Source organism: Spirosoma sp., from assembly GCF_026391055.1.
Lineage (GTDB): Bacteria > Bacteroidota > Bacteroidia > Cytophagales > Spirosomataceae > Spirosoma.
Genome location: NZ_JAPLET010000026.1, coordinates 230,763 through 246,779, shown reverse-complemented (window position 1 = coordinate 246,779; position 16,017 = coordinate 230,763). Strand labels below are relative to the sequence as shown.

The window sequence follows — 16,017 nt, the reverse complement described above, 5'->3', positions numbered from 1 at the left end:
ACAGGCTGTTAAAGTTTGTTAAGCCTTATTTATTACTCGCTTCGTAAGCTCTTCACCGGATTTGTCAGAGCGGCTTTGATGGCCTGGTAGCAAACGGTTGCCAGGGCAATGGTGAGGGCTAAGATACCGGCGACCACAAATACCCACCACTCGACCTCGATGTGGTAAGCAAACTCCTGAAGCCATCGGCTGGTGGCCCACCAGGCCAACGGAAAGGCTAAGCCATTGGCAATCAAAACCAGTTTCAGGAAATCTTTGGAGAGCAGGGCTGTAAGGTTCAGAACGCTTGCGCCCAGTACTTTACGGACGCCAATTTCCTTGATGCGTTGTTCGGCGGCATACGTGGCCAGACCAAAGAGCCCCAGACAGGCAATGAATATTGTGGCCAGTGCTACCCAGATCAGCAGCGTTTCCCGCCGTCGGTCTTCGGCATAGAAACGGGCCAGCTGCTCATCCAGAAAGTGATATTCCAGCAAATGCGTCTGGTCGATCTGGGTCAACACATCGCCCATTCTGGCTAAGGTTGCCGGAATATCCCTGCCTTCGATTCGGGCGGTAAAGTAGTCGATGTTATGCACCGGGTTTCGCTGATAGGCTAAGACCATCGGGGCAATTTTCTCGCGCAGCGATTGAAAATGAAAATCCTTCACAATGCCAACGACTCTGGTTTTAAATGGCTTGTTCGCTTCGTTGAGCGGTCTATAGCTGCCGCCCATTGACCGGGAGGGTATATCGACAACTTGGGACGAAGCTTCGGTAATGCCGAGCATCTTGGCGGCTGTTTCGTTGAGGAGAACGGACGTAGAATCGCTCATTCCCGCAAAATTCCGTCCGTTCACCAATTGTACTTCAAAGGTTTTGGCAAAGTTTTCGTCGGCTCCGATCAAGTATGCCGTCTGGTGGTCGCTGGTATTGCCTTCGGGCCTGATTTTGACGGTTGGAATGATCTTCCATTCGCCCGGCACCCTCGACGTTACGGCTACGCTTTTGACCGTCGGGATGTTGCTGAACTCTGCTTTGATCGTTTCGGCACTAGAGCGCACTTTGCCACTGTTAATGTCGACCACAACCAGCAGGTCTTTGTTAAAACCCAAGTTTTTATTGTTGACGTAGCGCACCTGTTGGAACAGCACAATCGTAGCGACCATCATCACCACCGAAATAGTAAACTGAAAAACGACTAACCCTTTACGAAATGACCAGTCACCTTTGTTTTGAAGTTTGAAGTTTTTTAGAAGCAAAAGCGGGCTGAATCTGGACAGTAAAAAAGCGGGGTAACTTCCTGACAGTAAGCCCGTGGTCACCAGCGCCAGCCCGCTAAGTGCCCAGATTCGGTAATCGGTGTGAAAATCCAGCGAAAGTTCTTTGTTCGTAAATGTATTGAAAGCGGGCAGCAGCACATTGACCAGTAACACCGCCAGCAGAAACGAGAGGGTAGTAACCACCATCGACTCGGTCAGAAACTGATAAATCAGATGGCTTTGAAACGCGCCACTCGCCTTACGCACGCCAATTTCTTTCGACCGATTGGCCGCTCTTGCCGTGGCCAGATTCATGTAATTGATGCAGGCAGTGAGCAGAACAAACAGAGCGATAAGGGCAAAGATCTTAATGTACAGCAGTACGCCCTGGCTCATGGCTTCTACGTTGCCGTTTCGGGCACCGTCTACGATGGTTTCGGAGTGTAAATGGATGTCGGCCAGGGGCTGTAATGAATAGCTGATCGACGTGCCCGGCTCCCGTTTACTATTGGCATGGAGCAGATTGGTGATTTTTCGAGCCGCCACATCGGGATTGGCTTTGTCTTTCAGCAGAAAGAAAGTTAAGAAATTCTGGGAGTCCCAGTCCGATGTCCAGGCGGTAAATTCTTCGTCGTGGCTGATGGTTGCTTCCGAAACGATGGCGTTGAAGTCGAAACTTGAATTGCGGGGATGGTTTTTCAGAACAGCCGTTATCTTCAGCGCTCTCCCCAACCCAAATTCAAAATCAACGGTTTTGCCGACAACCTGAGTGGTGCTGAAAAGCCGTTGTGCTAAGTCCTCAACGATGATAATTGAGTTTGGCTCATTCAGGGCCGATTTGCTGTCGCCGTCGATGGCCTCAAAATCGAACATCTCCAGCAAACCCGGCGAGCCAAAGGCAATTGTTTCCTGAAAGGAGTTTTTGTTTTCAGGGTTTGTCAGGTTGGCCCTCCCCGTTCGGTTGATTCGGGCGGAGTTTTCAATTTCACCGATACGCTGCTTCGATTCTTCGGATACCTTATAGCTCGATGCTGCAATGGTCAAGTCCTCGACAGGCGTTTTTTTATGCTGAATCGCCCGATAAATACGAGTTGCTTTACTGTGTTGCTGGTCGAAAGTCAGTTCATCGAACAAATAGAGCCCGATCAGCAGAAAACAAGTAATGCCGAAGGTCAGACCCGCCACGTTGAGGGCTGTGTACAGCCTGTTACGGCTCAAGGTCCGAAATGCGATTTTGAGGTAATTTCGTAGCATATCAGTAATTGATGGAGAGGTATATAGGGATGGCTGTCGTTTGATAAATCGAGGACGCATGTAGGCCATCGCATCGCGCCAGTAGCGTCGGCGGGCTTTGCGTTCGCCCAGCCGCTCCACCCGCAAGGCGTAGCGTTCGTGCAGATCACCCAGCACCTCTTCCCGCAGGTGAGGAGCGATCAGCCAAAGCAGCAGTTTGTCGAGCCAGCGCGGTGGGAACATCATAAGTAATGTAAAATGGATAATGAGTAATGAAGGGTAGAGCAGGGTTACCGAGGGATAAATTATCCATTTTACATTGTCATTCCGATCGTAGCGAGGTGACCGGGTTCATCAACGCGGCTTTAATGCTCTGGTAGCTCACCGTGAGCAACGTAATGACCAATGCTCCTGCGCCTGTTACCGCAAAAATCCACCAGGATATATCGGTTCGGTATTCATATTTCTGGAGCCAGTTGCTCAGGAAATAGTAGGCGAAGGGCGTAGCGATACCAAAGCCAATAGCGACCAACAATACAAAATCTTTCGAGAGTAAGCTCCACAAGCTGAAGACCGACGCTCCCAGCACTTTGCGAACACCCAGCTCTTTGGTGCGCTGTTCAGCGACAAAAGAGGCCAAACCAAATATGCCCAGGCAACTGATAAAGACGGCGAGTAGCGCGAAGACCGAAGCCAGCTTGCCAATCCGCTCTTCGGTAGCAAATTTTAGGGCATACTGCTGATCGGTGAATTTATAATCGAACGGGCTGCCGGGATTGAATTTTTGGAATATGGTTTCAATTTTAGCCAGCGACTCCGACGCGCTCTGCGCTGGATTCAGTTTGATATTGATAACACCCGCCCAGCCATAATCCAGCAGAAAAACCGTCTGATAAACCGGTTCGAACGGCGATCCCATCACCATGTCTTTGACAACACCCAGCACCCGCATGGGTTTGCCATTCCATTTGACGATCATGCCCACCGGCGAGCCGGTTTTCAGGTTCATGTACTTCACTGCCGTTTCGTTCATAACGAGTGCCGCTGAATCGGTGGAGAAAGCTCGGGAAAAATCGCGGCCCTCTTTGAACTGCCAGCCCACTGTTTTACCGAAGTCGTGGGTTACGGCAATTGTTCCGAATTGTACCTTAAAATTCGGGTCTTTGCCTTCCCAGTCGAATCCGCCATTTCGTGAGTTCAAATCCGTTGCGGGCGTCGATGAGGTAGACATGTCTACTACAGCACCTGTTCGTAGTAGTTCCTCTCTAAGAGTGTTATAATGGTCGTGCAACTCGGGCGTGTTCATGGTGATCGTAATCAGCCCATTACGGTCGTAGCCAATCGGACGATTTTTGGCATACTGAATCTGGCGAAAAACCAGGATGGTGCCAATGATGAGCGTAACCGATACCGTAAACTGGACAACCACCAATACCTGCCGGGGCACACTGGCAAAACGACCTACCCTGAACGTACCTTTCAGGACTTTTATCGGTTGAAAAGAAGACAGATAAAGCGCGGGGTAGCTACCTGCAACAAGGCCCGTAAACAGGCTGAATCCAATACCCGAAAACCAGAACATGGGGCTAGTCCATAAAATGCCTACTTGTTTGTCGGCTACTTCATTGAAGAGGGGAAGGGCAAGGATTACCAGAAGCAGCGACAGAATAAACGCAAACGCAGCAACCAGCAGCGATTCACTGAAAAACTGACTGATGAGTTGCGAGCGTACCGACCCGACGGCTTTCCGGATGCCCACTTCTTTAGCGCGTTTTTCGCTCCGGGCGGTGCTTAGGTTCATGAAGTTGATGCAGGCGAGCAGCAGCACAAACAGGCCAATAATACCAAAGAGCCAGACATACTGAATGCGCCCTTCCAGGTTGCCCTGTTTATCCCAGCCGGTGTATAAGTGCCAGCGGCTCATGGGTTGCAAAAATACGTCCGCTTTGTAAGGAGCCACTTCCGGAACATGCTTCACCCGAAGCCCTTTAATTTTGGCGTTGACGGCATCGAAAGTGGCGTTAGGCGCAATCTGAGCCAGTATTTGCCAGGAGTTATTGTTCCATTCTACATTGTCCTGCGCCTGCTTTACCCATGCCTCCGACGATACATACAAATCCCAGGGTGCGATAAAGGTCATGTCTCTGAACTCAGTATTGTAGGGCAAGTCTTCGTACACACCTGTTACCTTTACATTCAGCCTGTTGTCGATCTTTACAATTTTCCCCAGCGGGTCATCACTCCCGAACAGGGCCTGAGAAACGGACGCCGATAGCATAATAGCCGCTGGGTCTTTTAGTCCCGCCCGTGTGCCCCGCAGCATCTTCAGGGTGAACATGTCCGGTGCTTCCGGACTGAGATAACTTCCCTGTTTGGTGAATTTTCTGTCGCCATAAGCCAGAATATGCTCCTTATTCCAGGACGACATGACAACGTAGGTGAATTCGTCGGCAAAATCAGTGCGTAATTCATTGCCTAAGGGAATGGGCATATAGCTCCCAGCGCCAAACACCCCTTCAAATGTGGCGCTTTGCATGACCCTGCCAATACGGTTGTAGTTCTGGTGGTATTTGTCGAAAGAAAGCTCATCATAAATCCACAACCCGATCAGCATGGCAACGGCCATACCTACGGCAAGCCCGCCAATGTTAATGGCTGAATATGCCTTGTTCTTAACAAGATTCCTGAGGGCGATTTTGAGATAATTGCGTAGCATTGTCGTAGTTGTTGGAGTAGGGTATCGTTGAGGTTGTCGTCTGATCATCGAGGGGCGCACATAGGCCAGTACTTCGCGCCAGTAGCGCCAACGGGCGTTGGTCTCCCCCTGTCGCTGCACCCGTAGCGCATAACGTTCGTGCAAATCGCCGAGCACTTCTTCGCGCAGGTGTGGGGCCACCAGCCAGTTAAGCAGGCGGTCGGCCAGTCGTGGTGCGATTCGACGTTTTGGGTGTTTCATAATCGTTGTGGGAGCAGATCAGCCCATACGCCTTATTCGCTTTTCAAACTCTTTACCGGATTCAGCAAGGCGGCTTTGATGCTCTGGTAGCTCACCGTGAGCAACGTAACGGTCAAGGACCCCAAACCTGTTAGGGCGAAAATCCACCACGACATTTCTGTCCGGTATTCGTACCGCTGTAGCCAGTTGGAAAGTAGGTAGTACGCTAGCGTCGACGCTATGATAAAGGCGATGCCAACCAGATAGACAAATTCCTTCGAGAGCAATCCCCATACATTCAGCACGGATGCGCCCAGTACTTTACGCACGCCAATCTCCTTCGTACGCCGTTCGGCCATGAACGAAGCCAGACCAAAGAGCCCCAGGCATGAAATGAAAATGGCCAGGCAGGCAAAAATGCCCGCCAGTTTGCCGACTAGTGTTTCGAGGTTAAACTTGGCTGCGTAGGTAACATCGGCGAACTGATAACTATATGGATAAGAAGGATTGTATTTGTTAAACAATGCCGTCATCTGAGTGAGGGCTTCTTGGGTTGACAGGCGGGGTGAAATACGGTACAAAAGAACGTTGAGTGAAACCGGCCTGCAAAGGAACATGCCAGGGTCTGCCCGGGTGAAGGGCGATTGAACAAGGGCGTCCTTCATTACACCAACGATTCGCAGTTGTTTGCCCTGCCATTCAATAAGCTGACCGATAGGATGCGCTAAGCGCATTCGCTTCATGGCTGCTTCGTTGAAAATAACGCTGGTTGTATCGTTTTCACTTGTGAAAACCCGCCCCTGCGCCAGTGTCATGCCTACCGTTTTAAAATAGTCTTTAGCTATTACGATGGTGCCCATTTCTATCGTTTCACCGGCGTTTTTGCCCGGCCATTTCTCCACATCGGAATGCCACCAGATATCGGTAGCCGGGCTCGAAGACTGCGATACACTTTCGGCAATGCCGTTCCTGAGCAATTCATCTTTCAGGATGGTGAAATTAGCGCCCAACTCGCTGTTCATGTTAGTCATCATCAAGCGGTTGACGTCATAGCCTGTCGGTCTATTTTTAGCATATCGTATTTGCTGGAAAACGACGACGGCGCTCAGAATCAATGCGATGGAACAGCTAAACTGAGTTACCACTAAAGCTTTACGAGGCCATGAAGCCGCTTTGCCGACTTGCATAATGCCTTTCAGTACCTTCACTGGTTGGAAGGAAGAAAGATAAAACGCCGGTACACTGCCTGCTAGGAGAGCCGTAATCAGCAGGCAACTTAGCAGAGCCAGCCAAAACTCACCCCTGGCGTAAGGAATTGACACCTCTCCATTAATTAACGCATTGAACGCAGGTAGTGAGAGCTGTACAACGAGTAGTGAGAATAAAAAGGCTACAAACGTGAGCAGAAATGATTCGGTTAGAAATTGGCCGACAAGCTGTTGACGTTGCGAGCCAACTGCCTTTCGAATGCCCACTTCTTTGGCTCGCTTAGTAGACCGCGCCGTGGTCAGGTTAATGAAGTTGATGCAGGCAATGAGGACAACCAGGATACCAATGATGGTAAACATACGGACGTAATCAATGAACCCCCCCGCTTCTTTCCCATTCTGGTAAGTTGAGTACAGATGCCAGTTCTGCAACGGCTGTAGGATAACCACCGAATTCATGGCATTGACATTATTTGTCTCGGTGTGTTCAATAAGGGCAATTTTAGGGGCTACCTGAGCGTATGTTACACCTGGCTTGAGCTTGACGAAAATTTGAAAGGAGTTATCTCCAAAACTGCCGCTGCGGGCCATTCGGACGTTGCTTGCTGTAGCTTCGAAATAGCTAAAGGGAACCAGGAACTCGAATTGGAAAGAGGAATTTTTTGGGAGGTCTTTCAGGATACCGGTCACTTTCAAGTCATTCTGATTATCAAAGCGGACGACTTTACCCATTGGGACTTCGTTGCCAAATAGCGCTTTGGCCGTCGACTCGGTAAGAACAATGGAATAAGGATCGTTTAACGCCATACTAGCCTCGCCTTGAAGCAGCGGATACTGAAACATTTTCAGAAAATCTCTTCCGATTTGGCCACCGTTCACATAGAATTTTTTGTCACCAACCTTGAGTCCATGAGAAGAGCCTATGTAATCGCTTTCGGCAACATAGTCAATCTCTGGTATCTCATTACGCAAGGCGTCAGCTAACTTGAGCGAGGTAGACGAAAACGTGAGCGTGTCGCCATTGCTGTTATAGTTTCGCTTTACCTGGTATAGCTGCTGATAGTTTGGGAGAAACTTATCATACGAATACTCATGATAGATCCACAGGCCAATGAGCATGGCAACGGCCATTCCAACAGCTAAGCCTGTAATATTGATGAATGAGTACCCTTTCTGGCTGACAAGGTTGCGCCAGGCTATTTTCAAATAATTACGTAGCATGTCTGTGTTTGTTGGGTATGAGTAGGTAGATGGTTGTCGTTTAATGAATCGGGGTCGCACATAGGCCAGCACTTCGCGCCAGTACTTCTGCCGGGCTTTGCGTTCGCCCAGCCGCTCCACCCGCAAGGCATAACGTTCGTGCAGATCTCCCAGCACCTCTTCCCGTAGGTGAGGAGCGCAAAACCAGTTGAGCAGGCGGTCAGCTAAGCGGGGTGCGGTCCGACGTTTCGGGAGCATAGTGGATAATGTAGAATGGATAATGAAGGGTAGAGCAAAGCTTGTTGTATGGATACGTTATGCATTGTACATTATCCATTATCTTCCCATAGTCAACTCCACTCTAGTCGGACATTTGGAATGATACGATCCCACAACCGGGTGCGTACTGCCTGAACCTCGCTGAGCACTCGCCCACCCAGGGCTGTTATGGTAAAAATGCGTTTCCGGCGGCCACCCCGTTCGGCGGTTGCCTCGCCCAGTACAGAACTTAGGTAACCTTTCTGTTCGAGCCGTTGCAGGGCGGCATGAACGGCACCCGTGCTAACTGTCTGACCTGTTTCCCGTTCCAGTTCTTCGGCAATCATCACCGAATAAGCTTTGGGGGTCAATACGGCTACGGCCAGCAGAACGACCTCTTCAAACTCGCCTAAATCACTTCGTCGCATGGGGTAAAGGGTAAGACGCTACACTTTATTTATTTCATCTATTTCGGTATGTCAAATGCAGTGCCAAAGAACGAAAAAGCCCTTACCAATCTGGGAAGGGCTTTTTCGTTGAATGATTATTACTAGCTGTTGTCCAAAAACGGACAGGGAGCGGACACAAGCGGACAGAAAAGAAACGACAGCAACGTTTATTTGTCCACCACATCAAAATCCGTCACTAACCCGTCCGATGTCAGATAGACCAGTATGTATTTCGAGGCTTTGTCCGTTGTGAGTTTATAGTTCAGGATCTGACTTACTTTGCCATCGTGCCGCTCGATGCCATAGTTTTTTACATCTTCATGGCTAATGAACGCAATGGACTTGAGTCCTGCCAACTCCGGCACTCCTCCGGCAAAATCACGGCGGGCACCGGGCGAAATGCCAGGAACATGAGCTACGCTTTTACCGCCCTGAATGGATGCCTTCAGAGCCGTTTCGATCTGGCGCGTACGGTCTGCGTCGGGGTCCTGGCTGGGTTTTAACGTATTCAGTAGCGGACCGATGCGCGGTATTGTGCGTTCCTCTTTGCCCTGTTTAAATACCAGCCCTGTTATTTTTCCGGTGTCGTCCGGTGCAAACGTCAAATAGGCATCCCGGTCTACCGATACAAAGCGAGTTGGCGTTTCGGATACAAACTCTTCGTCGGCGAAACCATCCACGAGCGTTGCCAGTCGTCCCTTGTCGGTGATGAATGTGATCATACGGTTGTTGGCAAACTCGTAACGGCCTTCGTAGGATGCTAGTGCTTTTGCATCGACAGCCACCGCTTTGCGCTCAGCAACCTTCGTTGTCGTATAATCCGGCCAGTTGTAGTGCTTGGCTACGGCGTCTACAATCCGGCTCATCATGCGTGAGTTATCGTTAGCGTTGATCATGATTGCCACACCCTGTCCGGTTTCAGCACCAGCGGTGAACTGCGCGTCGAATCCCTCATCGCGTCCCCCGTGCCCAAACCGCATCGTGTGGCCTTCGCCCTGTAAAAAAACGCCCAGCCCGTCGTTGTCTTTCTGATCCGTCAGCATCTGCTTCGTCATTTGTTGCGACAGCACCGCGCCCGATTTTCCAGCCAGTGCCTGTTGAATACCAATGGCAAAACGGGCCAGATCGGAGGGTGTTGTCCAGAGTCCGGCAGCGGCCATTTCGGGGTAGAGGTGCCATCGGCCTTTCACGTCGCTTCGGTCGCCGTAATAGCCTCTGGCGGTCCGTTTGGCTTTGTCAGCAGGCAAGGGCTGTTGATACGTACTTTCGGTCATACCCAGTGACGTCAACACTGTTTCCTGCATAAACTGAGGGAAGGGTTTGCCGGTCACGTCAAGCATGAGTTGCTGCATTACGGTGTAACCTCCGCCCGAATACCGCCATTTGGTTCCGGGTACGAAATCGACACGAACGGGAGCGGTGTTGGCAGGTGCTACGCCGTCGAGAATCTGCGGGACGGTTGCTATCGACTTACCAACCTCATAGCCCGGAAAACCATGAACGGTTAGTCCTGTTGTGTGGCTGAGTAACCCGCGCAGGGTTACTTTTTTGTCTTTCGTAAATTCATTCTCCGGCACTTTCCAGGTGCGTAGCTTCACGTTTACGTCTTCGTCGAGCGATAGTTTGCCTGCTTCGGTCAGGTACAACGCACCAACAGCCGCCACCGATTTACTAATGGACCCAGCCTGAAACAGGGTGGCGGTGGTTAACGGTATCGTTCCCTTCTTGTCGGCGAAACCGTAGGTTTGAGCCTTCACAATTTTACCATTCTGGATAATGGCGATCGACAAACCGGGTACATGTCGTTTTCGTAACTGGTCACGAATGAAGTCGTCCAAATCATCGGCAATGACCGGCGAAGCGAGAAGGAGTAAGGAAATAAAGGCGAGGGGTAGACGCATAAGCTGTAGTGAGAATAAAGGCCACGAGGCCTGAGAAATAGTTGCGTGTGATGCCTGGGCCAAGCCCAGACAAATTATTCATTCCGTAAACTCTTCACCGGGTTGGCAATGGCGGCTTTAATGCTTTGAAAACTGGTCGTGAGGAGGGCAATGCAAATGGCTACTAATCCGGCCAGGGCGGGCATCCACCACTCAAAACTGGTTTTGTAGGCAAAACTTTGCAGCCAGCGGTTCATGGCGTACCAGGCGATGGGCGACGCGATGATAAGGGCAATCAATACCAGTTTCAGGAAGTCTTTGGAGAGCAGGGCTACGATGCTGACGACCGAAGCTCCCAACACTTTCCGGATGCCGATTTCCTTCGTCCGCTGTTCGGCGGTGAAGGCCGTCAAACCAAACAAGCCGAGGCAGGAAACCAGAATTGTCAGGATGGAAAAGTAGAGAATGATCTGACCAATACGCTGTTCGGATCGGTATTGTCTGTCCAGATCCTGATCGACGAAACCATAAGAAATTGGGTAGTTCGGATCCAGTTTTTTGTAAACGGACGTTATAGCGGGCAGAGTACTGGCGACCATACCGGGCTTTGTTTTTACTAACAAGTCAAAATAGAATTCTTTCGGCCGGAAACGAAGAATGAAGGGTTCTATGCTGACATGCAATGGCCGAAAATGGAAGTCTTTCACTACGCCGATGACGGTGCCATCCGTTCCCCAGAATTTTACCTTCTTTCCCAGGGCGCTGGCGGGTGTCCAGCCCATGCGTTTGGCCGCCGTTTCGTTGATTAGATAGGTGCCCAATTTAGACAACGTATCGCTGGTAATCTGAGCGGAAAAATTTCGGCCCGCAACCATCGACATGCCCGTTGTCCTGATAAAATCAGCGTCGACGTTCATCTGCGTAATGAGAAATTCGTCTTTCGGCGTCTGGCCTTCCCATTCAATGGTCGTGCTGTTGTTCATATCGACCAGATTGCTCGTGGTCATGGATGCCTGCGCCACCCCCGGCAATTGCGACACGTCGGTCTTGAATCGCAGCGCGTTTTGTTTCAGATCGCCTTTGAGTCGCACGTTCAGTAAGTGCGATTTGTCGAATCCCAGTTTGGTGCTTTGCAAATACGCCAGTTGCCGGTAAATGACTACTGTGCTGATCGCGAGTGAAATAGACAGCACGAACTGGCCCACCACCAGCGATTGCCGGAAGTTTCGCCCCGTTTGGCCACTGGAAAAGTAGCCCGCAATGCCAGTTTTCAGTACGGCGACAGGCCGGAAAGACGAGAGGAAAAAGGCCGGGTAAAGACCGGTTAGTAAGCTAACCACGGCCGTTAGTCCAATAATAACCAGCCAGAAAGCGGGCATCCGATACGGAATCGCCATGCTTTTTTCGGCCAGATTGTTAAATACAGGCAGAAGCAGTTCGGCCAGCAACAGAGAGACCAGCATAGCTAAGGTTGTCATTAATAAGGCCTCGCTCAGAAACTGCGTCACCAGACTCGACCGCTGCGCTCCTACGCTTTTTCGAACGCCCACTTCTTTAGCCCGCTGCGACGCCCGCGCCGTGGCCAGATTGATGAAGTTGATCACCGCAATAAGCAGCACAATCAGGCCAACCGCTACGAAAATATTGATGTAGGTAATGTCGCTGCGTTTGCCGTAATCGGTGCCAAAGGCGAATTTGGAATACAGGTAGATGTCGGACAGAGGTTGCAGCAGTAAGGGCGTCTCGTTGCCTGATTGGTATTGTTTAAGCTGCCCCCGGAGTTTATCGGCAAAAGCAGTTGGGTCTATGGCTTTCCCGGCTACATCCGGCCGCAATTGAAGGTAGGTATGGTAGCTGTTGCTGTTCCATTTCATACTCCATTCGTCATTGCGTTCAAGCCATTTGAACGGCATCAGGACATCAAACTGAATGTGCGATTGCGTGGGTGGGTTCTTCGCCACGCCAACCAGCGTGAAGGTCTGGTCTTTGTTAAGGGTGATCGACTGACCCAGCAGGTTTTTCAGCCGCCAGTCGGCCCCGAAAAATCGTTCGGCGGTGGCTTCGCTGAAGATTAGTTCGTTGGGGCCGTGAAAGATGGTGTTCGTATCGCCCATGATGAGCGGATAACTGAACAGGCTGAAAAAGCTGGGGTCAACGATCAAAAATTGCTCGGGCTCAATGGCCCGGCGCCCTTTGGTCAGTAAACCGTGCCACTGGCCAACGCGTGTAGTGCGCTGTACTTCGGGGAAGTCTTTCTCCAGCGCAGGGGCCAGCGGTCCCGGTGTAACGGCCACATCGAAAATGCCTTCGGGCTGCGTTTGCCGTTCGGTGACCCGATAAATGTGCGCGAAATTCGCATTGAAACGGTCGTAACTCAGTTCGTCATAGACGTAGAGGGCAATGAGCAGGCAACAGACCATGCCCAACGCCAGACCACCAATGTTGATGGCAGAATACACCCTGTTCCTGACAAGGTTTCGAGTGGCAATTTTTACGTAATTACGAAGCATGTCGGGGTGTGAAGTAAAGGGTGGTGAATAGGTCTGTGGTTTTGGTTTAGCCAGTGGCCGCAGTAGTTTCAAAGCTGCGAGACTATACCGCCAGTTGGCGCGTCGTTTGCCCATTGTCTGAACCCAGTGGTCGTAGAGTTCGAGCAGGTCGCCCTGCACCTCTTCCTGTGTATCGGGATGGCCCAAAGCTTCCAGCAGCTTCTGAGCCCAGCGCGGTGGATGAGTCATGAGTGCCAGATTATCCTCCCATCAATTGCAGCGTTTGCGGAGGTAACGCGCTCCATAGCTCCTCGCGTACCTGCTTCACTTCCTGTAAAGCTCTCCGTCCGGCGGCTGTTACGCTGAAAAAACGTTTTCGTCTACCACCCCGCTCAGCTGTGGCACCACCCATCTCCGACGATAAATAGCCTTTTTCTGCCAAACGTTGCAAGGTCGTATGTACGGTACTGAAGCCAACGGACCGCCCGGTTCGCTGCTCGATCTCCTGTGTGATGGTGACGCCATAAGCCTCATCGCCCAGGACGGCCACCGTTAGTAAAACTACTTCCTCAAACTCTCCCAGAAAGGTTCGTTTCATACCCGATTGATTTTATACGATAATGTCGAACAAATGCGGTGCCAACTAGCGAAAAGTGCTTTAATTGCTCAGAATGGGAATAATTACAGTATGATGGTAAAATCAACTGTCCGTTTGTGGACAGCATATGTCCGTAAAACGGACAAGCCAGCCCGACGATGATCGGGCTGGCTTGTTGAACGGAGTGAAGAATTAGTTTACTCGCTTTAGTGGATACGTGCCGAAGGACTAAACATCCTTCATGAGCCCGCGCCGACGAAGCAGCGGCTTAATGTCGGGTTCGGCACCCCGGAATTTCCGGTAAAGCGTCATTGGGTCTTCGGTGCCGCCTTTTTCAAGAACGTTTTTGCGGAACGACTGGGCCGATTTAGGATCGAATAATCCCTTTTGTTTAAATACCTCGAAGGCATCGGCATCAAGTACCGCCGACCAGATGTAGCTGTAGTAGCCCGCCGAGTATCCGCCCGAGAAGATATGCTGGAAGTAAGTGCTTCGGTAGCGCGGTGGAATCTGGTCGATCAGGCCAATTTTATCCATCGCCTGTTTTTCAAAAGCCAGCACATCAGTCGGTGTCTGGTCCGGTTTCAGCGTATGATAGGCCATGTCCAGCAACGAAGCGGCCAGATACTCACTCGTTTCAAAGCCCTGATTGAACAGGCTGCTCCGCTTGATCTTGTCGACCAGCACGTCGGGAATGACGGCCCCGGTTTTATAGTGTTTGGCAAACAACCGGAGCATTTCCGGCTCTACAGCCCAGTTTTCCATAATCTGCGAGGGCAGTTCAACGAAATCGCGCGGCACCGATGTACCCGACTGGCTCCCATAATGGACGTTGGACAGCAGCCCATGCAGGGCATGGCCAAACTCGTGGAAAAAGGTGCTGGTTTCGTTTAACGTGAGCAGGGCAGGGGCGTCGCCCGATGGCCGCGAGAAGTTGCAGACGATGGATACTACGGGCGTTACTTTCTTTCCGTTATCCGCTTCCTGCCGCCGGTAGCTGGTCATCCAGGCCCCACCGCGCTTGCTAGCTCGCGGAAAAAAATCCATGTAAATGATCCCGATGTGCCGTCCGTCGGCTTCTTTGACCTCGTAGGCCATAGCTTCTTCGTGGTAGACTGGAATATCGGTACGGCGTTCGAAGCGCAGGCCATACAGCCGGTTGGTCAGCATGAAAATGCCATCCCGTACACTTTCCAGCGAAAAATAAGGACGTAGTTCCTGCTCGTCGAGGGCGTATTTTTCTTTACGCAGTTTTTCGGCGTAATAGCGCCAGTCCCAACTGGCCAGTTTCTGATTCCGGCCGGGGTTGGCCTTTTCATCTTTGTCCATCATGGCCTGTAAGTCGGCGGCTTCCTGTTGCGCCACGGGCACCGTTGCCGACCAGAGTTGATTCAGTAATTGAGCCACCTTGTCGGGCGTTTGGGCCATGCTTTCTTCCAACACATAAGCTGCGTGATTGTCGTACCCTAGCAACTGCGCTTTTTCGGCCCGCAGCGACACCATGTTGGCCATGATCGCTTTGTTGTCGTGTTCGTCGTTGTGGTTACCCCGTTCGAGGTACGCCTTTAACAGTTGCTCACGCAGAGCCCGGTTATCGGCGTATTGTAGAAATGGCATGATACTCGGATTCTGGAGTGTGAAGACCCACTTAGTACCCGTGAGCTTACGTTTTTTTGCTTCCTCGGCGGCTGCGGCCACAACCGAGGCTGGCAAACCGCTCAGGTCGTCGGCCTTGTCGATAACCAGGGCATAAGCATTGTTTTCGGCAAGAAGATTCTGCCCGAATTTCAGCGTCAGTACAGATACATCGCCGTTGATCTGGCGCAAACGGGTCTGCTTGTCGGCGGTTAGGGCGGCTCCGTTTCGCACAAAGTTTTTGTACATTTTTTCGAGCAAACGCTGCTGATCGCCGGATAGTTTTAGTTTGGCGCGACCGTCGTAAACCGCTTTTACCCGCCCGAACAAGGCTGGATTAAGCATAATGTCATCGCTGTGTTTAGCCAGTTTGGGGGCTACTGTCTGGGCAATTTTCTGCAGCTGATCGTTGGTGTTGGCACCGTTGAGGTTCCCCAATACCGTATTGACCCGCCGAAGGAGGTCACCACTGGCTTCGAGAGCCTCAACCGTGTTAGCAAAGGTGGGTGCCGCTTTCTGCCTGGTAATGATTTCGATTTCGGCTGTTTGCTGCCGTATGCCCTCGTCGATGGCCGGTTCAAAGTGCTCGGGCTTTATCTGAGCAAAGGGTGGTACTCCAAATGGCGTATTGTACGTACTGAAAAACGGATTGGGGTCGGGCGCTATTGGTGAATCAACACCTGATGTAAACGTGGTAAGCACAGTCGTTAGGGCAAGAAGAGTTAGTCCAATATTCATGAATCTGAGGTTAAAAGGGCTAATTTGCTGTGAGTGATTTGTCAAAAATACGCAATTCGCAAGCATCGGCGTGGCAAAGTTTTCTGGAATTCAGTTAGTGTGGGTGCTTATCAGCTTACCCGTTCAGTCCTTTCCCGTTAGGAATTTGCAGTA

At 51.1% G+C, this 16,017-nt stretch carries 8 protein-coding genes; all 8 read right to left on the bottom strand.

The window, feature by feature from the left end:
• Positions 1-32: 32 nt before the first annotated feature.
• The 8 genes from NT073_RS24150 to NT073_RS24115 all read right to left on the bottom strand — a co-directional run bounded on the left by NT073_RS24150 (position 33) and on the right by NT073_RS24115 (position 15,864).
• On the bottom strand, positions 33-2,720 hold the full coding sequence (locus tag NT073_RS24150; protein WP_297378803.1) for an ABC transporter permease: 2,688 nt from the start codon (positions 2,718-2,720) through the stop codon (positions 33-35).
• A gap of 76 nt (positions 2,721-2,796) precedes the next feature.
• Positions 2,797-5,430 (bottom strand): ABC transporter permease, encoded by a 2,634-nt coding sequence (locus tag NT073_RS24145; RefSeq protein ID WP_297378800.1) that lies wholly within the window; start codon positions 5,428-5,430, stop codon positions 2,797-2,799.
• Positions 5,431-5,462: 32 nt separating this feature from the next.
• Positions 5,463-8,075 carry an ABC transporter permease gene (locus NT073_RS24140; RefSeq protein ID WP_297378798.1) on the bottom strand — a complete coding sequence of 871 codons (2,613 nt, stop codon included), beginning with the start codon at positions 8,073-8,075 and terminating at the stop codon, positions 5,463-5,465.
• Between the two features lie 92 nt (positions 8,076-8,167).
• The gene (locus NT073_RS24135) at positions 8,168-8,503 is read right to left on the bottom strand and encodes a helix-turn-helix transcriptional regulator (protein WP_297378797.1); all 336 of its coding nucleotides are present in this window, start codon (positions 8,501-8,503) and stop codon (positions 8,168-8,170) included.
• Positions 8,504-8,691: 188 nt separating this feature from the next.
• On the bottom strand, positions 8,692-10,425 hold the full coding sequence (locus NT073_RS24130; protein WP_297378796.1) for a serine hydrolase: 1,734 nt from the start codon (positions 10,423-10,425) through the stop codon (positions 8,692-8,694).
• Between the two features lie 74 nt (positions 10,426-10,499).
• Positions 10,500-13,142: an ABC transporter permease gene (locus tag NT073_RS24125; protein WP_297378794.1), complete on the bottom strand. Its 2,643-nt coding sequence runs from the start codon at positions 13,140-13,142 to the stop codon at positions 10,500-10,502.
• Between the two features lie 10 nt (positions 13,143-13,152).
• Positions 13,153-13,491, bottom strand: coding sequence for a helix-turn-helix transcriptional regulator (locus NT073_RS24120; protein ID WP_297378792.1), 339 nt, complete (start codon positions 13,489-13,491; stop codon positions 13,153-13,155).
• 228 nt (positions 13,492-13,719) lie between these two features.
• Positions 13,720-15,864, bottom strand: a complete 2,145-nt coding sequence (locus tag NT073_RS24115; protein WP_297378790.1) for a M3 family metallopeptidase — start codon at positions 15,862-15,864, stop codon at positions 13,720-13,722.
• Positions 15,865-16,017 lie beyond the last annotated feature (153 nt).